Source organism: Intestinimonas timonensis (assembly GCF_900626145.1).
In the GTDB taxonomy this organism is placed as follows: domain Bacteria; phylum Bacillota; class Clostridia; order Oscillospirales; family Oscillospiraceae; genus Intestinimonas; species Intestinimonas aquisgranensis.
In genome coordinates this window covers 1,890,883-1,910,021 of record NZ_LR130817.1, presented here as the reverse complement: position 1 = coordinate 1,910,021, position 19,139 = coordinate 1,890,883, and the positions used below count along the sequence as shown (strand labels likewise).

General features: G+C 63.0%; 20 protein-coding genes and 1 riboswitch. Of the genes, 10 read left to right on the top strand and 10 right to left on the bottom strand.

The genetic code is table 11. The features are described 5' to 3' along the window. Positions 1-2: 2 nt before the first annotated feature. From E0E29_RS16270 to E0E29_RS18895, 3 genes are all read right to left on the bottom strand, one after another. Positions 3-602, bottom strand: coding sequence for a hypothetical protein (locus E0E29_RS16270; protein WP_130850696.1), 600 nt, complete (start codon positions 600-602; stop codon positions 3-5). Positions 603-705: 103 nt separating this feature from the next. After that, positions 706-2,355, bottom strand: coding sequence for a hypothetical protein (locus tag E0E29_RS16265; RefSeq protein ID WP_242622534.1), 1,650 nt, complete (start codon positions 2,353-2,355; stop codon positions 706-708). A gap of 3 nt (positions 2,356-2,358) precedes the next feature. Next, complete coding sequence (locus tag E0E29_RS18895; RefSeq protein WP_242622533.1) at positions 2,359-2,874, bottom strand: S-layer homology domain-containing protein; 516 nt, start codon at positions 2,872-2,874, stop codon at positions 2,359-2,361. 168 nt (positions 2,875-3,042) lie between these two features. Between E0E29_RS18895 and E0E29_RS16260 the strand changes: the two genes are divergently transcribed. The 3 genes from E0E29_RS16260 (at position 3,043) to E0E29_RS16250 (ending at position 5,002) form a co-directional block, all read left to right on the top strand. Next, complete coding sequence (locus E0E29_RS16260) at positions 3,043-4,146, top strand: MFS transporter (RefSeq protein ID WP_130850695.1); 1,104 nt, start codon at positions 3,043-3,045, stop codon at positions 4,144-4,146. Between the two features lie 104 nt (positions 4,147-4,250). Further along, on the top strand, positions 4,251-4,454 hold the full coding sequence (locus tag E0E29_RS16255) for a hypothetical protein (RefSeq protein ID WP_130850694.1): 204 nt from the start codon (positions 4,251-4,253) through the stop codon (positions 4,452-4,454). After that, the gene (locus E0E29_RS16250; protein ID WP_130850693.1) at positions 4,454-5,002 is read left to right on the top strand and encodes a hypothetical protein; all 549 of its coding nucleotides are present in this window, start codon (positions 4,454-4,456) and stop codon (positions 5,000-5,002) included. The genes E0E29_RS16255 and E0E29_RS16250 overlap by 1 nt, the downstream gene beginning before the upstream one ends. 320 nt (positions 5,003-5,322) lie before the next feature. On the opposite strand, the gene E0E29_RS16245 is transcribed toward E0E29_RS16250, so the two are convergent. Together E0E29_RS16245 and E0E29_RS16240 are read right to left on the bottom strand one after the other, a co-directional pair. Continuing rightward, entirely contained in the window at positions 5,323-7,890 is a 2,568-nt protein-coding gene (locus E0E29_RS16245; protein ID WP_130850692.1) for a heavy metal translocating P-type ATPase, read from the bottom strand. Between the two features lie 353 nt (positions 7,891-8,243). Then, a complete protein-coding gene (locus tag E0E29_RS16240; protein ID WP_130850691.1) occupies positions 8,244-8,507 on the bottom strand; it encodes a metal-sensing transcriptional repressor in 264 nt (87 codons plus the stop codon). 227 nt (positions 8,508-8,734) lie between these two features. On the opposite strand from E0E29_RS16240, the gene E0E29_RS16235 reads away from it, so the two are divergent. Genes E0E29_RS16235 through E0E29_RS16225 form a run of 3 tightly spaced genes read left to right on the top strand, consistent with a single transcriptional unit; the run spans position 8,735 to position 10,456 of the window. Further along, a complete protein-coding gene (locus tag E0E29_RS16235; RefSeq protein ID WP_130850690.1) occupies positions 8,735-9,124 on the top strand; it encodes a GntR family transcriptional regulator in 390 nt (129 codons plus the stop codon). Then, entirely contained in the window at positions 9,090-9,791 is a 702-nt protein-coding gene (locus E0E29_RS16230; RefSeq protein WP_165449939.1) for an ATP-binding cassette domain-containing protein, read from the top strand. The genes E0E29_RS16235 and E0E29_RS16230 overlap by 35 nt, the downstream gene beginning before the upstream one ends. Further along, complete coding sequence (locus tag E0E29_RS16225; RefSeq protein WP_130850688.1) at positions 9,788-10,456, top strand: hypothetical protein; 669 nt, start codon at positions 9,788-9,790, stop codon at positions 10,454-10,456. Before E0E29_RS16230 ends, E0E29_RS16225 begins: the two co-directional genes overlap by 4 nt. A gap of 49 nt (positions 10,457-10,505) precedes the next feature. Here E0E29_RS16225 and E0E29_RS16220 read toward each other — a convergent pair whose 3' ends face one another. The 3 genes from E0E29_RS16220 to E0E29_RS16210 all read right to left on the bottom strand — a co-directional run bounded on the left by E0E29_RS16220 (position 10,506) and on the right by E0E29_RS16210 (position 12,078). Further along, the gene (locus tag E0E29_RS16220) at positions 10,506-10,715 is read right to left on the bottom strand and encodes a DUF378 domain-containing protein (protein ID WP_130850687.1); all 210 of its coding nucleotides are present in this window, start codon (positions 10,713-10,715) and stop codon (positions 10,506-10,508) included. Between the two features lie 81 nt (positions 10,716-10,796). Beyond that, positions 10,797-11,192 carry a cytidine deaminase gene (gene cdd, locus E0E29_RS16215; protein WP_130850686.1) on the bottom strand — a complete coding sequence of 132 codons (396 nt, stop codon included), beginning with the start codon at positions 11,190-11,192 and terminating at the stop codon, positions 10,797-10,799. A 22-nt stretch (positions 11,193-11,214) separates the two neighbouring features. After that, positions 11,215-12,078, bottom strand: coding sequence for a rhomboid family intramembrane serine protease (locus tag E0E29_RS16210; protein ID WP_242622532.1), 864 nt, complete (start codon positions 12,076-12,078; stop codon positions 11,215-11,217). Between the two features lie 169 nt (positions 12,079-12,247). Next, positions 12,248-12,347, top strand: a riboswitch (SAM riboswitch). An 82-nt stretch (positions 12,348-12,429) separates the two neighbouring features. Here E0E29_RS16210 and metK point away from each other — a divergent pair. From metK to E0E29_RS16190, 4 genes are all read left to right on the top strand, one after another. Next, on the top strand, positions 12,430-13,617 hold the full coding sequence (metK, locus tag E0E29_RS16205; protein ID WP_130850685.1) for a methionine adenosyltransferase: 1,188 nt from the start codon (positions 12,430-12,432) through the stop codon (positions 13,615-13,617). 134 nt (positions 13,618-13,751) lie between these two features. Beyond that, entirely contained in the window at positions 13,752-14,774 is a 1,023-nt protein-coding gene (locus tag E0E29_RS16200) for a glycosyltransferase (protein WP_130850684.1), read from the top strand. A 24-nt stretch (positions 14,775-14,798) separates the two neighbouring features. Then, positions 14,799-16,346: an O-antigen ligase family protein gene (locus E0E29_RS16195; RefSeq protein ID WP_242622566.1), complete on the top strand. Its 1,548-nt coding sequence runs from the start codon at positions 14,799-14,801 to the stop codon at positions 16,344-16,346. Beyond that, positions 16,343-17,143 (top strand): HAD family hydrolase, encoded by an 801-nt coding sequence (locus E0E29_RS16190; protein WP_130850682.1) that lies wholly within the window; start codon positions 16,343-16,345, stop codon positions 17,141-17,143. The genes E0E29_RS16195 and E0E29_RS16190 overlap by 4 nt, the downstream gene beginning before the upstream one ends. Before the next feature lie 60 nt (positions 17,144-17,203). Here E0E29_RS16190 and E0E29_RS16185 read toward each other — a convergent pair whose 3' ends face one another. Continuing rightward, positions 17,204-18,040 (bottom strand): DegV family protein, encoded by an 837-nt coding sequence (locus E0E29_RS16185; RefSeq protein WP_130850681.1) that lies wholly within the window; start codon positions 18,038-18,040, stop codon positions 17,204-17,206. Positions 18,041-18,160: 120 nt separating this feature from the next. Then, positions 18,161-19,063: a G5 and 3D domain-containing protein gene (locus tag E0E29_RS18500; protein WP_207303618.1), complete on the bottom strand. Its 903-nt coding sequence runs from the start codon at positions 19,061-19,063 to the stop codon at positions 18,161-18,163. Positions 19,064-19,139: the final 76 nt, after the last annotated feature.

Genomic DNA, 19,139 nt, shown 5'->3' with positions numbered 1-19,139 from the left:
ATCTACGTAGGCTGATAGGAGACCTCCCAGAGGTCATCTACCCGGAAGGTAAAGGACTCGCTGGCGGCCTGGAACGCGGCGGCGTCCAGATAGACGGAAAAGATCTCGTCCGGTCCCTGTCCGGCGATATGGACGGCGTCTGGCCAGGGGGAAGAGTCCACCTCCGCCTCAGCGCTGCTGAGCCCCAGGCTTCGGGTGGAACCGCCCTTGCCGTCAGGCCGGTAGGGAAGCAGGAGAGAACCGTGGTTGGAGGGCTCATACTGGAAATGGAAGGAGGCCCAGAGCAGGTCGGGCGTCCGTCCGTTGGCGTAGCAGAGGGCGTCCAGATAGAGGCTGGAGCTGCCGTTGCTCCATAAAAGGAGGTCCAGGTTGTCGGAGGCCTCAAAGGCCTCCGCCTCCTGAGGAAAGCCGTCCGGCAGCAGGGCCTTGGATATGGTGATGGACAGGCTCTGCTCGGTATAGCCGGTGATGGTATAGCCCTCCTGATATAGGATACGGTTCAGACGGGGTGGCCTGTTCCAGAGAAAGAAGGCCGCAAGCAGCAGGACAAGGGCCGTAAAAAGCAGAAGGAGCATGACACGCTTTTGTCTGTGCTGGAACATCAAGATCCCCCTTCTATGGGTCCAGTATAACATGAAGGATATGGGAGCGCAACAAAAGGGAGAGGCGCCAGACATGTTGTCCGGCGCCTCAGACGTAAGGGGGTTATTCCTCGGAGATGGTGTAGCAGCTCAGGTCGATGCGGAAGGTGTAGGTAGCCACCACGTTGTCCTGGCTGCCGTCGCTCTCCAGGAAGTAGAGGGTGTAATCATAGATGCCGCCGTCGGTCATCTGATAGAGGCCGTCGGCCTGCTTGGCAAAGACGGCACCCCACTTGAAGAAGTAGTGGTCCTCGTCCTTGGTCCACCAGCCGGCGCCCTCCTCGGCTCCGGTCTCGCTGGAGACGGCCCAGGTGTTCAGGGCGCCGCCGTTGATGGAGCGGGCGATTTTGTCGAACTTGAGGGTGCCGTCGTTCAGGGCCTGGGGCACGGCGTAGTAGACGGTGTACTCGCCGCCGCCCATGCCGGAGATCTGGTCCTGGCTGAGCTCACCGCTGCCGCCGTTCTGGACCAGAGCGGTGCTCTCGTCAAAGGAGAGACCCTCGGCGGTGGAAGAGACGCCCTCGGGCAGCTCGTGGGTGGAGACGGTCACATCGGAGAGCTCTACGGCAGGGGTCTTCACGCCGGACAGATCCACCTCGTAGCGGACGGCCTCAGCCTCCTCTCCCCACTGGAGGGTGATGTGGGTCTTGGGGGCAATGGAGCTGGCGTTGATGAAGAAAACGGCGTACTTTCCATCGCCGATGGCGGGGTCCTGGGTGAGGTCGGCGCTGTGATCGGCGGTCTCGCTGGCCTCGGTGCCGAAGGAGTAGCGGAAGGTCTCCTCCTCATAGCCTTCGGGGGCCTGGAAGGCCACGCCCACCCAGGCGCCCTTGCCGGCGCCCTCGCTCTGGTGGACGGGGACAATGTCCTCAGTGGAGAGGGAGACGCGGAGGAAGCCCTCCTCCTGCTCGGCCTGGGCGGTCACCTGGGGAAGCGGGGTCTCAGGGCTGTCCTGGTCCACAGGACGAACCCCCACGACGACGGGAAGGGTATCCTCCTGGCCACCGCCGGAGCCGCTGCCGCCGCTGCCGGAGCCACCGCTGCTACCGCCGGAGCCACCGCTGCTACCGCCGGAGCCATTGTCCTCGCCGTCCTGGCCGTTGTCGCCATTGTCCTGATCGTCATCCACAACGGGGTTGCCCTCGCTGTCGGTGGGGGCGTCCACATCCTCGTCTACCCGAATGTCACCGGGCTTGTTGCCGTCCAGCACAACGCCGTCGGCCTGAATCAGGGCCTTGTCAATGGTGCCCTGGTTGTCCACCTCCACGGCGGCACGGGCGGTGAGGGTGCCGATGGAGGCCTCCTCCGCCACGGCGATGGTGTTCTTGCCGCCGTCCAAGGCCACCCGGGCGGCCTTGGCTCCCTTGCCCAGGGTGAGGGCGTTCTCGTCCCCGGTAAAGGCCACCTCGCCCTGGACCTGGGTGCCGGTGAGGGAGACCTCGGCGCCGCTGGTCTCCACCAGCAGGTCGCCCTTCAGGGTGGAGTCCTCTACCGTAAGGGTGGCCTCTCCGGCCTTGGGGGCCATCAGCAGGCTGCCGGACACACTGGCGTCCTTCACGGTGACGCCGTCGGCGGTCACCAGCAGAATGCCGTCTACGTCGCCGGTCACCTGAGCGTTCTTCTCGTTGGCGTACTCGGCCACGGCGTTGTCCAGAATGGTGACTACGGAGGCGCGGGTGATATCGGCTCCCAGAGCAAGGGTATTGTTGCCCACGCCCTAGATGATGCCGGCCCTGGCCATGGCATCGATGTAGCCGGCAGACCACTCGGCGGCAGAATCGCCGTCCACGAAGCTGCTCAAGTTGGGGGCCTCAGAGGGGCGGATGCCCAGAGCACGGGCAAAGAGGACGGTGGCCCGCTCACGGGTCATGAGCTCATCGGCGTTGCAGTTGACGCCGTCGCCCTCCAGGATGCCGGCGGCGGTGAGCTGGAGGATGTAGGGGGCGTACCACTCGTCGCCCTTCAGATCGGCGTAGTGGTTCTCCGCCTGCTTGGTATAGCCCATGGTGCGGCTGAGGAGGGCGGCAAATTCACTCACCATCATGGCATCATCGGGGCGCATGCCCCGGTCGTCTCCCTCCACGATGCCGTAGCCGTGCCAGCGCTGGAAGGCGGCCTGGCTCCAGTGGCCGTTCAGCTCGGGGAGACTGTCCGTTTTGAGCGCCACAGCCGTGGGGGCGGTGAGGGAGGCGGTCAGGGTCAGGGCCAGAAGGGCCGCAGGGATCTTTCGCATGGTAATGCTCCTTTGTGTGTTTCTGTAACAAATCGGAAAGGCGGGTCTGCCGTCGTGGGGGCTAGGCGGCAGCGCCGTCCGGCTGGACCGGAGTGCCGGGTGCGCCGAAAAGAATACTAAATCGCTCTGCTTTTTGCAAGTTTGAACTTCTGGAAGGGGAGGAAAGAGTTGCTGGACAAGCTATTTTTCCGCCTGGAAGGGAACTTTTCAAACGAAACTGCGTCTGAAGAGGTAAAAGCACCCATTGTGCGCCTGTTGGGAAGGAGGCCGTCCTATGAAGCTCACCGCCCTGCCCCTCTACGCCGCCGCCCACCTCTGGGTGGACTTCGCCTGCGCTCTGCTGGTATTGGGCCGGCTGGAGGGAGGCGGCAACGCCGTCACCGCGCTGCTGCTCTACAACTGCTTTGCCTTTGCCGTCCAGATGCCGGTAGGCCTGCTGGCCACGCCCTGGGGGCTGGGGAGCGGTTTGCCGCCCTGGGCTGCGGCCTCACCGCCCTGGCCTGGGGGCTGCCCGGCCTGCTCCCCGCCGCCGTCTGCGCCGGGCTGGGTAATGCTTGCTTTCACGTGGGGGGCGGAGTCTATACCCTGGGCGGCAGCGGGAAATGCGGCCCACTGGGGCTCTTTGTCTCACCGGGCGCCTTGGGCATCGCCCTGGGTACCCTGCTGGCTCCAGGGAACGCATTCCCAGCTCCGGCGGTGGTCCTGGCCCTCCTGGGCTTGGGCGCCGCCCTCCTCCGCTGGGGCGGGGGAGTCCCCAACGCCCCTCTGGACCTGGCGCCGGTGGGTGGGACAGAGGCCCTGCTCCCCCTGCTGTGCCTCTTCGCCGTGGTGGTGCTGCGGTCCTTCGCCGGTACTCTCTTTGCCTTTCCCTGGAAGGGGGAGCTGCCTCTGGTCCTGGCCTGCGCCACGGCGGGGGGCAAGGCCGCCGGCGGCCTGCTGGCCGACCGGCTGGGCCCCCGGCGGACGGCCTGGCTCTCCCTGGTCCCGGCGGCGGCCTGCTTCCTCCTGGCAGGGCGGGCAGGACCCGGCCTGGCCGCCGTGTGCCTCTTCAATATGACGATGCCCATCACCCTCTGGGGCGCCGCCCGCCGCCTCCCCGGCGCCCGGGGTCTGGCCTTCGGCCTGCTCACCTTCGCCCTCTTCCTGGGGGTAGTCCCCTCTCTGCTTGGGTATTCGCTCCTTCCGGCGGGCCCCTTGTCCGCCGCCCTGGCCGCCATCGTCTCCCTGCCTCTGCTCCTTCTGGGTTTGGGAAGGGGGGATGCGTCACGCTGAATCACTTCCTGCTCTGCCTGGCCCTCACCCTGGCCATCGAGCTGCCCCTGGCCCTGCTGTGGGGCATACGGGGACAGGACCTGCTCCTGTGCACCCTGGCCAACGTGCTCACCAACCCGGCGGTGGTCCTACTAAACCTGCTCTTTCCGGCCACTTGGCTTCTGCTTTTGCTGGAGTGTGCCGCCGTGGGGGTGGAGGGGCTGGTCTATCTACAGTGCGCCCGGCGCATCCGGCGGCCCTTCCTGTTCTCCCTGTGGGCCAACGGCTGTTCCTTCGGACTCGGACTTGTGATTGGAGGTATCCTGTGATGAAAAAGAGACTTTTGGCCTGTGTCCTGCTCCTGACGCTGATGGTGCTGCCAGCTGCCGCCCGGGCCGACGTGGTGGCCCCCGGGCAGAAGCCCCCGGAACCCGCGGAGGAGACCACCGCCTTCGCCGAGCTTTACGGCGGTGGCTTTGTGGAATTTGATCTCTCCTACACGGACGCCCTGGAGGGGCCGGTGGTGACCGCCTTATGGCTCTATCCCGGGGCGGCGGAGTCCCTGTGTACCCTTACCGCGGAGGGTTATCCGGCGAACGAGTTGGGTCCCTGCTATGTGGACAGCAATGGGCAGTTCTGGGCCTATGCGAGCTACATCTATGGACACCGCTTTGTGTGGATCTGCCTGTCCGACCCCGCGGGGACATCGGTGGAGCCTGACCAGGCCGTGGTGGAGCGGGTGGAGGCCCGGGCGGACGAGGTAAGGAGCGCTCAGCGGACGCAGGTCATCCTGGCAGCGGTGCTAGTGGCCGCCGTGGTGGCGGTGACCCTGGTGCTCATCCTCAAGCTACGGAAACGGGTCCGGCAGGCCGGTTAAAGAAGATAGGAAGAGGGCGGGCCCACGATGTGGGCCCGCCCGAGCCTGTCGACAAAGTCGACAGGCTCTCTCAAAAATGCAGGCATTTTTTCGAAAAGATGCAGGCCGCTGCATCGCACTCGCTTCGCTCGCACGTTTGCGGCCTGAGCAGTGTTTTTTCCGAGGCACATGTCCCCGGAAAAAACAGACTGTACTTGATTCCGTCGTCTGCGGACGACGGAACTCTGCGAGGCTCTTGCACAAAATCTGACGTATATGCCCTTTTTCGACAACCTGAGGGCGGGCCCACGATGTGGGCCCGCCCTCTTTGCGATTGAAAGTTACTGGATGGAGACCACCTGATAGCCGGCGTCCTCCACGGCCTTCTTCAGTTCCTCGTCGGTAGCGGGGCCGCTGACGGTGGCGCACTTGCCCTCCAGGTCCACAGTGGCGGACTCGCCGGGCAGGCAGGTGATGGCCTTGGTGACGTGGGCCACGCAGTGCTGGCACATCATACCTTCGATCATGATCTTTTTTTCCATAATAGACACTCCTTTTTCAGTTTGTGGTGTAGATTTTGTAGTTTCAGATCCCGCAGGGACCTCGGGGGAGGCCGGGGCGGTGTGCTTGGGCTTGAAGAGCTTGAGCCGCAGGGCGTTAGACACTACGCTCACCGAGCTCAGGCTCATGGCGGCGGCGCCGAACATGGGAGAGAGCTGCCAGCCCAGGATGGGGAAGAAGACCCCGGCGGCCAGAGGGATGCCGATGGAGTTATAGCAGAAGGCCCAGAAGAGGTTCTCCTTCACGTTGCGGATGGTGGCCTTGGAGAGCTCCACGGCGGTGACGGCGTCCATGAGGTCGCTCTTCATGAGGACGATGTCGGCGGACTCGATGGCCACGTCGGTGCCGGCGCCGATGGCCAGGCCCACGTCGGCCCGGGCCAGGGCAGGGGCGTCGTTGATACCGTCGCCCACCATGGCCACCTTCTTGCCCTGGGCCTGGAGGTCGGCGATGACACGCTCCTTGTCCTGGGGCAGCACCTCGGCGATGACGGTGCTCACTCCCAGCTCCCGGCCAATGGCATCAGAGGTGCGACGGTTGTCGCCGGTGAGGAGGACCACGTCGATGCCCAGGTCACGGAAGGCGGCGATGGCGGCGGCGCTGGTGGGCTTCACCGTGTCGGCCACGGCGATGACACCCATCAACTTGCCATCCTGGGCGAAGTAGAGGGGCGTCCGCCCATTTTCGGCCAGGGCGTCGGCAGCGGCCAGATGGGTGCCCAGGTTTACCCCGTGCTCCTCCATCATGGCCCGGTTGCCTGCCAGGAAGGCGGAGCCCTGAAGGTCGGCCTGCACACCCCGGCCGTGGAGGGCCTTGAAGTTCTCGGCGGGGACCAGGGGGATGCTGCGATCCTCCGCCTCGTGTACGATGGCCTCGGCCAGGGGATGCTCGGAGGGCTTTTCCAGGGAGGCGGCTACGCAGAGGAGTTCCTCGGCGGTGACGCCCTCGGCGGGCTGGATATCGGTGACCCTGGGCCTCCCCTGGGTGACGGTGCCCGTCTTGTCCAGAACGATGGTCTGGATGCTGTGGAGGGTCTCCAGGGCCTGGGCGGACTTGATGAGAATGCCGTTTTCTGCGCCCTTACCGGTGCCCACCATGATGGCCACGGGGGTGGCCAGGCCCAGGGCGCAGGGGCAGGAGATGACCAGCACGGCCACTCCGGCGGTGAGGGCCCGGGTGATGTCGCCACCGGTGGCGATGAGCCAGACGATGGCGGTGACGGCGGCGATGGTCATGACCACAGGGACGAAGACCCCGGCCACCTTGTCGGCCAGCTTGGCGATGGGGGCCTTGGAGGAGGCGGCCTCGTCCACCAGGGCGATCATCTGGGCCAGGGTGGTGTCGTCGCCCACCCGGGTGGCCCGGAAGGTAAAGGAGCCGGACTTGTTGATGGCAGCGGAGACCACCTTGTTGCCGGGACCCTTCTCCACGGGGATGGACTCGCCGGTGAGGGCGGACTCATCCACGGAGGAGCTGCCCTCGGTGACCACCCCGTCCACGGGGATGGAGGCGCCGGGCCGGACCAGGATGAGGTCGCCCACCGCCACCTCCTCCACGGGTACCTCGGTCTCCACGCCGTCCCGGAGGACGGTGGCCGTCTTGGGAGCCAGGTCCATGAGGCGGCTGATGGCCTGGGAGGTCTTGCCCTTGGACCGAGTCTCCAGGAACTTGCCCAGGGTGATGAGGGTGAGGATCATGCCGGCGGACTCGAAGTAGAGGTCCATGGCCCAGTGGTTGACCCGCTCCATATCGCCGTGGCCCAGGCCGTAGCCGATCTGGAAGATGGCGGCGATGCCGTAGATCACGGCGGCGGCGGAGCCAACGGCAATGAGGGAGTCCATGTTGGGGGCGCCGTGGAAGAGGGTCTTGAAGCCCACACGGTAGTACTTGTCGTTGATATACATGATGGGCAGTACCAGCAGGAACTGGATAAAGGCAAAGGCCAGGGCGTTCCGGCTGTCGTGGAGGAAGGCGGGGAGGGGCCAGCCCATCATGTGGCCCATAGCGATGTAGAAGAGGGGAACCAGGAAGCACAGGGACACCAGGAAGCGGCGCTTCATGCCGCCCAGCTCCTCCTCCATCTGTTTGGCGGCCTCGGCCCGGGCGTCCACCCGGGCATTGCCCTTGCTGGCTGCCGCCTGGGGCAGGGCGCAGCCGTAACCAGCGGCGTCCACGGCGGCGATGATGGCCTCCGGGGACTCAGAGGCGGGGTCGTACTCCACCGTCATGGAGCCGCCCAGCAGGTTCACGTTGACCTCGCTGACGCCCTCCAGCTTCCGCACCGCCTTGTCCACGTGGGCAGAGCAGGCCGAACAGGTCATGCCCGTTACGGTAAACTTCTGTTTCATAAATACCTCAGTCTTTCCATGTAAGAAACCTATGAATAGAGGAAAATGCGTTTAAGTCAGAGCCAGTCCAAAGCCTAAAGTTCTTTTTGCTTCTTGCAGCTTGTTGAAAAGATCCAAATGTCTTTTCAACAAGCTGCTGACTTTTTCGATTGCATCGAAAAAGTTCCTGACTGCACGCGAAAGTGGGGGCTCACCGCCCCCCTTTCACACTTTTCCCCCGTGGCTTGTTTTGTGTGGTGCTGCTTTTAGCAAGAAGGAAAAGAGTGGAAAAGCGGAGAGTTAGAGCTAGTTCAAAGCCCAAAGTTCTTTTTGCCTTCTTTTTCTTTCAAGAAAAAGAAGGCAAGAAAAAGAAGTCACTTCAGGATTTTGCCCAGCATGTCCACCAGTTCGTCGATTTTCTCTTCCCGCTCTGATTGGGTCTGGGCGGTGTTGACGCAGTGCTTCAGGTGTGCGGTGAGGATCTCCTTGTTGGCACGGTTCAGCATGGCTTCCGCCGCCATGACCTGGGTGGAGATGTCGATGCAGTACCGGTCCTCCTCCACCATCTTGATGATGCCGTCTATCTGGCCCCGCGCCGTCTTCAAGAGCCGGAGCACCGTCTTCTGATCTGCCATCATGGCCGGTCCCTCCCATGTTAGATGGTCCTAATTACACCCCTCGGGGGTGGGGGGTGTTCTTATAATACCCCCAGGGGGTGTCCCTGTCAAGCCTTTTTTGCGCTGCAAAAGCAGAGCAAAATGGGCCATGTGCCGCTTTCAGCGGCACGGCCAAGAAATTTCTTGCTATTTTTTCTGTACTAGTGTATTATTTATATAGAACACTGAGACACAAGGAGGGGAACACCGTGCAGTTCAGCAACAGCGTACCCATCTACCTCCAGGTCATGGAGGACATGAAGCGGGAGATGGTGACGGGTGGCCTGCTGGCTGGGAGCCGGGTGGAGTCGGTACGAGTGCTGGCCGCCCGGTACGGCATCAATCTGAACACCATGCAGCGGGTGTGCTCCGAGCTGGAGCGGGAGGGCCTGCTGGAGACCCGGCGGGGGGTGGGCTCCTTCGTCACCGGGGACTGGGAACGGCTCTCCGCCCTCCGGGAGGAGATGGCCCAGACTCTGGTGGAGACCTACCTCAAGGGCATGGCGGGGCTGGGCTTTTCACGGCTGGAGGCCGCCGAGCGGCTGAGTGGGGAGGAGGGAGACGGTGGACAGTCTGCTGGAAGTCAAAGGGCTCTGTAAGTATCTGGACGGACAGATCGTGCTGGGGGCGTGCAGCTTTTCTCTGAAGCCGGGCCATATCACCGGCCTGCTGGGCCCCAACGGGGCGGGGAAGTCCACCCTGCTGCGGACCATCGCCGGGCTGTGGCGGCCCGACGGCGGGGAGATCTTCCTTCACGGAAGGCCCATCACCCGCCGGGAGCGGCCCAAGGTGGCCTATATGGCCGACCACACCCTGCTGCCCCGGGAGTTGACGGTAAGCCGGGCCATCCAGTGGTATCGGGACCTCTTCCCAGGCCTGGACATGGACCGGTTCCGGGCGGTGTCGGGGAACCTTCCCGAGGGGGAGCCGGTGTCCCGGCTGTCCAAGGGACAGGCGGAGCGGTTGGACCTGGGCCTGCTTCTGGCCCGGAACGCCGACCTTTATATCCTGGACGAGCCTCTGGGAGGCGTGGACCCGGTGGAGCGGGCGAAGATCCTGTCGGCGGCGGCGGGGGTTATGGAGGACCACAACACCCTCCTCATGGCCACCCACCTGGTCCACGACATCGAGCCCATCCTGGATGACGTGCTATTCCTCCGCTCTGGCTATGTGGTCCTGTCCGCCTCCGCCGAGGGGCTGCGGCAGCGGGAGGGCGTGTCGGTGGAGGAGAAGTATATGGAGGTCTTTGGAGGTGGCGGCCGGTGAAGGGACTATGGAACAGCGCCAAATGGGAGCTCCGGGAGAGCGGACTGCTGAACTGGAAGGTCCTTTTATTTCTGGGCTTCTGGGCAATCTACGACCTGGTCTCCGCCCGGAGCTGGGGCAGCGTGGCCATGACGGGTCATCTGAGCTTCCATCTCATTGTATTTGCCATCCTGGCGGTGTGTCAGGGGTTGCGGTGGCCCTTCACAGGTTCCTTTGACCTGGAGCGGACCAGCGACAGACCGGCTTGGCAGTCGCTGCTGGGCCGGACTTTAGCCTGGGCGGCGGTCATAGCCGTGGGCTCCGCCCTCCAGCAGGCCTCCCTTTGGATCCACCTGGAGTGGTTCAAGGCGCTATATCCACAGATCTTTTCCGACGGGGCGGAGCAGGTGGCACGGCTGGAGGCTTGGACAGGCGGAGCGGGTTTTCTGACGGCGCTGCTCCTGGGGATGGGGCTCTATGTGCTCTCCATTACCGTCGCCCTGTGCTGCAAAAGTGGGAAGAAGCGCCACCGGGCCACCCTGTCTACCGCTGCCGTTATGACTATTTTGACCGGGCTTCTCCTCTGGTTCTTCCTCAGGAGCCTCCCCCTGGGCTTTGTGGGCCTGGGAGTCATCCTCACCGGCCTGACGGCGAGCATCTGGCTGCTCACCTATAAAGTGGAATAGACAGACAAAGACCGCCGCGTATACCCTTGGGTATGCGCGGCGGTCTCATTCAGGTCTGCTTTCCGGCGGTGGTGTCCCGGAACAGGAGGGAGATGCACCACACGGCGGAGAGGCCCACCAGGGTGTAAACCACCCGGCTGAAGGCGCTGCCGGAGCCGCCGAACAGGAAGGCCACCAGGTCAAAGCCGAAGATCCCGATGCTGCCCCAGTTGAGCCCGCCCACGATGGCGAGGATCAGGGCGATCTTATCCACGATCACGGAAAAAACCTCCTCATTTTGGTATCCGGGGCTTAGGATGACCAAAACGAGGAGGTTTTATGCAGCCGTCAAAAAAACGGATTACAGCAGGGACTTGGGGCCGAAGCCGTGGGCAAGGAGCTCCCGAAGGGGGAGCTTTACGTACTCGTGGTCGCCCCGGGCGATGAGGCACTCCAGGTCGGGGGCAAATTCAAAAAGAAACTGACGGCAGGCGCCGCAGGGCCAGCAGTAGTCGGTGGAGTTGCCCACAATGGCGATGCGGACGAAGTCGTCCCGGTGCCCCTCACTGACAGCCTTTACTGCGGCGGTGCGCTCGGCGCAGATGGTGGAGCCGTAGGCCGCGTTTTCCACGTTGCAGCCGGTAAAGACGCTGCCGTCGGCGCACTCCAAGGCGGCGCCTACGGGGAAGTGGGAGTAGGGTACATAGGACCGCTCCAACATGGAAAAGGCCCGTTCCACCAGTTCCCGTTCTGTCATAGGATGACCTCCTCTCACAATATCACTGGATATGGACGTGGTTGTTGATGTGGTTGGCGCAGTAGCAGTAGTAGCCGTTGCACTTGGAGCAGTAGCGGAATTCCATGTTGGGGTCGTCGGCGTCTGTAATGCCGCAGACGGCGCACTTGTGGAGGTAGCCCTTGTCCTTCTTGGCCTCCCGGGCAGCCTTTTTGAAATTGATGGTCTGCCGGGAGTTCTGGTGCCGGAAGCGGCGGAAATAGGGGGTGAGGTAGCTCCAGAAGAAGAGTACGTAGTTGACCAGGGAAGCCAAGATGGAGGGGACCATCATAGGCAGAACGATGGGCAGGAACATAGTAGGAGTCTGGATGATGTCCCACAGCATCAGGAAGACGTAAAGGAGGGCCAGCCACTTGGCACGGATGGGGATGACGAAGTAGAAGCGCATCTCCGCGTCGGGATAGAGGGTGGCAAAGGCCAGGAAGAGGGACATGTTCACGTAGTACATGGAGGCAGTGGGTCCCATGGAGAAGCCGGTGATGAAGTAGGAGAGGAAACCGAAGATCACACTGAGCAGGATGCCGCAGGCGTAGAAGAGGGTGAACTTGGCGCTGCCCCATTCCCGCTCCATGAAGGGCCCCAGAAAGGCGTAGAAGAACATGGAAATGATGAACCAAAAGATTTTATAGGTCTGGGGGACAAAGATAAAGGTGATGAGCCGCCAGACCTGGCCGTGAAGAATAGCGGCAGGGTAGAAGTCCAGCAGGGCGGAGAAGGTGCCGCCGCTGAACTGGTCCAGGAGAAAGACGGCCACGGTGCCGGCGATGATGAGGTACATCAGGTTGGGGATGCCGAATTTTGGGTGCCGGTACGCGAAGCGGTCCAGCCAGCTGTCCACGGAGCGCATGTGGGAGCCTCCTTCAAAGATGTTGGATTCGTGCGCTAAGTATTTTACCCTCTTTCCGCCGGGAAGTCTATGAGAAAATTGTGAACTTTCCAATTTGACGCCGTGCGGCCCCGGCTAAGAGGCCTTGACATCTTCCACGAAGATGCTATAATAAAGATACAACTCCATAACCTTATCAAGAGTGGCGGAGGGAACGGCCCGATGAAGCCCGGCAACCTGTGGGAGACCGCAAGGTGCCAAATCCGGCGGCAGTGTTCGAAAGATGAGGGTAAAATCTCGTGCGCTCCGTCGGTGGGAGCGCTTTTTTGTTGCCGTTTTCCGCCGCCAACGGAAAAAAGAAAGGAAATGTTTATGAGCCACCGCGTATTCACCTCTGAGTCTGTTACCGAAGGACATCCTGACAAAGTCTGTGACCAGATCTCTGACGCTGTTCTGGATGACATCCTGGCCAGCGATCCCCATGCCCACGTGGCCTGTGAGACCTTCACCACCACCGGTATGGTAACGGTCATGGGTGAGATCACCACCAGCCACTACACTGACATCCCCGCCATCGTCCGCCGCACCGTGGAGCGCATCGGCTACACCGATCCCGCCTACGGCTTTGACTACCGCTCCTGTGCTGTCATGACCGCCATCGATGAGCAGTCTCCCGACATCGCCATGGGCGTCAACCAGTCCTATGAGGTCCAGCAGGGCGGCGACAGCGATCCCCTGGACCTGGTGGGTGCCGGCGACCAGGGCATGATGTTCGGCTACGCCTGCGATGAGACCCCCGAGCTCATGCCCGCTCCCATCTCCCTGGCCCACCGTCTCACCCGGCGGCTGGCCCAGGTCCGCAAGAGCGGCGAGCTCAAGTGGGTCCGTCCCGACGGCAAGAGTCAGGTCACCGTGGAGTACGACGAGGACGGTAAGGTGGTCCGCTGCCCCGCCATCGTGGTCTCTACCCAGCACGACCCCGACATTGCCCTGAAGGATCTGCGGGAGGCCATTGTGGAGACGGTCATCAAGCCCATCATCCCCGCCCAGTACATCGACGCCGACACGAAGTTCTTCGTAAACCCAACCGGCCGCTTCGTGGTGGGCGGCCCCGTGGGCGACACCGGCCTCACCGGCCGTAAGATCATCGTGGACACCTACGGCGGCGCTGCCGCCCACGGCGGCGGCGCCTTCTCCGGCAAGGACCCCACCAAGGTGGACCGCTCCGCCGCCTACATGGCCCGCTATGCCGCCAAGAACCTGGTGGCCGCCGGCCTGTGCCGCAAGTGCCAGATCGAGCTGGCCTACGCCATCGGTGTGGCTCACCCGGTCTCCGTGCTGGTGGATACCTTCGGCACCGGCGTCCTCCCCGAGGAGGAGCTCTCCAAGATCGTGGAGCGCCACTTCGACCTGCGCCCCGCCGCCATCATCCGTGACCTGGACCTGCTGCGGCCCATCTACGAGCAGACTGCCGCCTACGGCCACTTCGGCCGCACCGACATCGACCTGCCCTGGGAGAAGACCGACCGGGTGGAGGCCCTCAAGCAGTATCTGGCCTGAATCATCCAATCGTAAAAGGAGGCCCGGAGCACGACTCCGGGCCTCCTTTTTGCCGTTCCGGGCCGCCGACGCTGTTGCATTTCCCGGGAAAGAACGGTATAATGAAACGATAAAATCAGGCAAGGAGGCGGCGTATGCCAAAAATCTCCATCATTGTCCCCGTCTACAAGGCGGAGAACGTGTTAGCCAAGTGTGTGGACTCCGTTCTGGCCCAGACCTTTGCCGACTGGGAGCTCCTTCTCATCGACGACGGCTCACCCGACGGCAGCGGTGCCCTGTGCGACGACTACGCCGGTCAGGATGACCGGGTCCAGGTCTTTCATAAACCAAACGGCGGTGTCTCCTCCGCCCGCAATCTGGGCATGGAGAAGGCGAATGGGGACTACATCCTCTTCATCGATGCCGACGACTGGATCGAACCCAATACCTGTCAGGTCCTGCTGGGGGCTCTGGAGGAGGCGGGAGCCGACTCCGCCGGCTGCGCCCACTGGAACATCCAGCCCGGCGGCGAGAAATGGGCTGAGCCGGGTGCTCTGCCCGCCGGTGTGTATGACGCCGGGGCCATCCGGAAGGGTATTGTGGACCGGCTCCTGGGCCAGCGGCTGGGGAAGCCGGGAGAGGTCCTCAACGGCTTTATCTGGCGGTTCCTCTTCTCCAGGGCCATCATCATCGACCATGATATCCGCTTTTCCGGCGCCTATCTGGAGGACGAGCTCTTCCTGATGGAGTATTTTTGCCTGGCGCAGAAGCTGGCCATGGTGGACGAGCCCCTCTATTATTATCTTCAGAATCCCGCCTCGGTGACCCGGAACTACCTGCCCGACTATATGGACACCTTCCGCCGTTTCCTGGCGGCCAAGGAGGCCGTGGTGGAGCGGTACGGCCTGGAAGGAGACGATCCCCAGTGGCGGCAGAGCACCTGCTGGGCGGGGCTCCTCATCGCCATCGGCAACGAGTTCGCCCCCGGCAATCCCGCCCCTCTGGCGGAGAAGCGCCGCCGGGTGGAGGGCTTTACCCGGGAGCCCGGCATGGCGGAGGCCATCCGGGACCTGAACCCCCAAGGCATGGGGCGGAACAAGCAGCTGGTGGCCGGACTGGTCCGCCGGCGGTGGTTTGGGCTCCTGGCCCTGATGTACGCCGTGAAGAACCGGCGGTAAGGAGGCGTATTCTATTTGGAAGTAATGGAAAACAGTGTGGTGGGGCGCATTTTGCTCTCCATCTGGTATGTGGTGTACCGCTGGTATGAGGGCAGCGGTGTGTGCAGGCTCCTCCGGGGCATCTCCCGGGTATGGACCAGCTGGTTCCACGGCAGTGCCCTCATGAACCTGCTGGTCCGGGACGGCACCTTCCCGAAAGCCTGGCGGGACAGCTTCTTCTGCGGTCTGGCCGAGACCATCATCAATCTCCCCGCCGCCATCCTCCACTGGATCTACCGGAAGGGGAAGCCCCTCTTTGACAACAGCTTCTTTGCCCAGCTGGGCTTTGCCATGGGCAACCAGACCCCCGCCGCCATCGGCTGGCTGATGGTTGGCATCATGATCTATCCCTACGAGCATTGGGACAACCGGTACTCCCTCCTGGGCTTCATCCTCATGGCCCTGCTGTTCATCGTTGGCGGCATGAGGAACCGGTCCCTGCGGGTGGACCTGAAGAGCGTGGGTCCCTATCCTCTCATCTTCGCCGGCGCCGTGTGCCTGGCCTGGCCGGTGTCCTACTCCTCCAGCGCCTCCTTGCGCTTTCTCTTCTTCCATATCACGGCCATGCTGTGTGTGGGGGTGACGGTGAGCGCCGTGGAGCATGTGGACGACCTCAAGCGCCTGGCGGGCTTTGCCAGCCTGGCCCTCTTCGGAACTTCTGCCTACGGCGTGGTGCAGCGCATTCAGGGTGTGGAGGTCAACTACTCCTATGTGGACCCCCTCCTCAACGAGGGTATGCCCGGCCGTGTCTTCTCCGTCTTTGAAAACCCCAACGCCTTTGCCGAGGTGCTGGTGATGCTCATCCCCCTGGCGGTGGCCCTGGTGCTGTGCAGCCGTTCCTGGTGGGGACGGATCGGCGCTCTGTGCGCCGCCGGCGTGGGCGTGGCCGCCTTGGGCATGACCTACTCCCGGGCCAGCTGGATCGGCGCCGCCTTTGCCGCCGCGGTCTTTGTGTTCCTGTGGAACCGGAAGCTCATCCCCGGCTTCCTGCTGCTGGGCCTGTGCGCCATTCCCTTCCTGCCCGACACCATCTTCAACCGTATCCTCACCATCTTTAATCTGGAGGACTCCTCTACCTCCAGCCGCTTCCCCCTGTATGCTGCGGCTTTGAGGATGATCGAGACCCGACCCATCCGGGGCGCTGGCCTGGGCACCGACGCGGTGCGCCTGGCCATCAAGGACATGAACCTCTACCACGGCACCGCTCCCTTTGTCCATTCCCATAACCTGTACCTCCAGATCTGGTTGGAGACCGGTCTGCTGGGTGTGGTCTCCTACGTGGCGGCCATGATCTGTGGCCTGAAGTCCGCCGCTAAGGCCTGCAAGCTCCACTGCCCCCATGAGGTGCGCCTCATTACCATCGGCGCCGCCGCCGCGGTGGCGGGCATTCTGGTGGACTGCCTGGCCGACTATCTGTGGAACTATCCCAGGGTCATGGTCATCTTCTGGTTCCTCTTCGCCATCCTCCTCTCCGGCGTCAAGCTGGCCCGGCGGTATGCCCAGAAGGCTGAGATGGGAGGCGCGGGTCTGTGAAGAGACGTCTGCTGGTCTCGGATATGGACCATACCCTGCTGGATGAGAACTCTCAGCTCTCTCGTGAGAATCTGGAGGCCATCCGGTGTCATGTGGCCAAAGGCGGCCTCTTCACCGTAGCCACTGGCCGGGCGCCGGCGGCCATCCGGGTTTTCCCTGAGCTGCTGCCCTGTATCAACCTGCCGGTGGTCACCGGAAATGGCGGCCAGGTGGTGGACCTGGGGGGGGGCGACCGCATCCTGCGCCGCTGGGTCCTTCCCAAGGAGGTCTGCCCCATCATGAAGGAGGCCATCGCCCGGTTCCCCCAAATGGGAGCCGTGGCCTATTACGGCCTGGACGGCTTCTGCTCCTTCCGGGTGACGCCCTATGTGGAGGGGCTCATCGCAAAGGAGAAGCGGCCCGCGCTGCCCACCACGGTGGACACCTCCCCACGGCCCTGGAACAAGACCCTCATGACCCAGGACCACGAGGCCCTGCTGGAGGTCAAGGAGTGGCTGGCCCCCCAGCTCCCCGGCCTGGGCCGGACCGTCTTTTCCGAGGATACCTATCTGGAGATCCTTCCCCTGGGAGTGTCTAAGGGGGCGGCTCTGTCGGTAATCCTGGAGCTGGAGGGGATCGACCCTCAGGAGGTAGTGGCCGTGGGCGATGCCCCCAATGACAAGGAGATGCTGGAACTGGCCGGCATCGGCGCGGCGGTATCCAACGCAGCCCCCGAGCTGAAGGCGGTGGCCGACGCCGTGGTCTGCTCCAACAACGAGGGCGCTGTCCGGGATTGCCTGGAGCGCTGGTTCAACTGAAGAAAATGAAAATGGCCCCGCGTGTCTTTCAGACACGCGGGGCCATTTTTCATATATTGCTCAATATGCGGCCACGATGCCGCCGTCGTTGGCGTAGACGGTGCTGATACCGCCGGTCTCGCAGATGAAGACCTCGGAAAAGCGGCAGTTCTTCCGGACCATCTCCTTGAGCTGGAAGGCCCGTTCCAGGCAGTTGCAGTGGGAGAGGACCAGCAGCTTTCCCACATGGTTGGGGTCCTTCTCCATGATCTCTACCATCTTGCCCAGGGCCTGTTTCATGCTCATGGCCTGTCCCCGCTTGCAGATCTCACCCTGGGGGGTGGAGCCCATAAGAAGCTTGATCCGCAGCGCAGCAGTGACCACCGACTGAAGACCGGTGAGACGTCCGTTCTTCCGCAGGTTTTCTAGGGTCTCCAGCACAAAGAGGGTGTTCATCCCACCACAGAAGGTGGTGGCCTGGCTGACCACCTCATGGAAGGGGTGGCCGGCGGCGGCCAGTTCCCGCACCTTCAGAGCCAGCAGCACCTCGCCGGCGGAGGCGGAACAGGAGTTGAAGATGTGGACATGGGCGTCGGGATGCTCCTCCAGCCAGATCTGACGAGCCTGCTGGGCGCTGTTGTGTGAGCCGGAGAGCAGAGCCGAGAGAGTAATCACATACAGATCGTCAGCGCCGCAGTCAAAGGCGTCCAGATACTGGGCGGGGGAAGGGCAGGCGGTCTGAGGGGCGCTCTCGCACTCCTTCATCCGCCACAGTAGCTCCGCACGGTCCAGCCCGGCGTCATCTACAAAGTGCTTGTCGCCTACGCGGATGGTCAGAGGTACGCTGAGAAAGGCATCCTCGCGCAGGAGAGAGGGGGTCAGGTCACAGCAGCTGTCCACGATGACTTTAAAACTCATGCTGACAATCTCCTAATCTCATTTTGTAAATTAGATTCTACCATAGGCCATAGGAAAAGTCAACTGAAAGCGGGGAAAAGAAAGTTCCCCTTCCGATTTTCCGGAAGGGGACAGAAGAGGTCAGGCCAACAGGTAGACGTCGCAGGTCCGGACCCCGAAGTTGATGCACTCGTCGTAGGTGTCGAAGAAAAGATCGATGCGGTTGCCCTTGATGTTGCCGCCGCAGTCCTCGGCGGTGGCTACGCCGTAAGTGATGGAGCCGTCGGCAGAGACAATGAACATCCGGGTGCCATAGGGGATGACACTGGGGTCTACGGCGATGGCGCCCACTCTGGCGGTGGTGCCGGTGGCGGTCCGTTTCCAGGACTGGCGCTGGGTGGTGTAGGCGGTGGCCTTGCAGCTGATGACCTGGGTGTAGGTGAGCTCCGTGCCGGATGCTGTGGTAAGCGTACCGCCGCCGTCAGCGTCGGCATCGATGCGGGTAAGCACGTCGTCGGTGACGCTGAGCCAGGACTGGGTGGTGGGGGCTACCCGGGTGCCATAGGCTACGATCTCGTCCACCGGCTCCTGGGAGACATAGGTGCCCATAGAGGTGATGCGCAGACTGCCGTCGGGATCGGTGACTACCCGGCTCCTGGCGGCTACGGTACCCTGGGTGCCGGCCTGCACCACCTGTTCCTGGCCCAGCAGCAGGTCGGGGTCAGCCTGGCGGACGGTGTCATAGGGCAGCAGCTCCACCACCTGCTCCTCGTAGGTGGTCACCGGCCGCTCCACGGTGACGGCCACCGAGCCGTCGTCCCGAACGGCAGAGGTGACCCGGTCCCGCTCGGAGACTTCCACCCCGGCCAGAGCCAGGGCGCCCTCAGTGTCATCGGATTTGCCGGTGACAGTGTAGACGGCCTCGCCGTCGGTGATGTGGTAAGTGGTTTGGGGGCTGGCGGAACCGGTGATAAACAGGGTGGCCAGCAGTCCGGAGATCAGCAGGGCGGCGGTACGGTCGCCCCTGGATGATCGGTCAAACATGGAAAAATTCCTCCTGAAGGATGTATCCGTTGATTCTGTAATCATTTGCATTGCGTGGAACAGGTGGGATTATAGC

Excerpts from the sequence above, each read along its gene's own strand:
- E0E29_RS16270 (WP_130850696.1), bottom strand. The coding sequence starts at position 602 with ATGTTCCAGCACAGACAAAAGCGTGTCATGCTCCTTCTGCTTTTTACG.
- E0E29_RS18895 (WP_242622533.1), bottom strand. The coding sequence starts at position 2,874 with ATGCGAAAGATCCCTGCGGCCCTTCTGGCCCTGACCCTGACCGCCTCC.
- E0E29_RS16250 (WP_130850693.1), top strand. The coding sequence starts at position 4,454 with ATGAAAAAGAGACTTTTGGCCTGTGTCCTGCTCCTGACGCTGATGGTG.
- E0E29_RS16245 (WP_130850692.1), bottom strand. The coding sequence starts at position 7,890 with ATGAAACAGAAGTTTACCGTAACGGGCATGACCTGTTCGGCCTGCTCT.
- E0E29_RS16240 (WP_130850691.1), bottom strand. The coding sequence starts at position 8,507 with ATGATGGCAGATCAGAAGACGGTGCTCCGGCTCTTGAAGACGGCGCGG.
- cdd (WP_130850686.1), bottom strand. The coding sequence starts at position 11,192 with ATGACAGAACGGGAACTGGTGGAACGGGCCTTTTCCATGTTGGAGCGG.
- E0E29_RS16210 (WP_242622532.1), bottom strand. The coding sequence starts at position 12,078 with ATGCGCTCCGTGGACAGCTGGCTGGACCGCTTCGCGTACCGGCACCCA.
- metK (WP_130850685.1), top strand. The coding sequence starts at position 12,430 with ATGAGCCACCGCGTATTCACCTCTGAGTCTGTTACCGAAGGACATCCT.
- E0E29_RS16200 (WP_130850684.1), top strand. The coding sequence starts at position 13,752 with ATGCCAAAAATCTCCATCATTGTCCCCGTCTACAAGGCGGAGAACGTG.
- E0E29_RS16195 (WP_242622566.1), top strand. The coding sequence starts at position 14,799 with ATGGAAAACAGTGTGGTGGGGCGCATTTTGCTCTCCATCTGGTATGTG.
- E0E29_RS16185 (WP_130850681.1), bottom strand. The coding sequence starts at position 18,040 with ATGAGTTTTAAAGTCATCGTGGACAGCTGCTGTGACCTGACCCCCTCT.
- E0E29_RS18500 (WP_207303618.1), bottom strand. The coding sequence starts at position 19,063 with ATGTTTGACCGATCATCCAGGGGCGACCGTACCGCCGCCCTGCTGATC.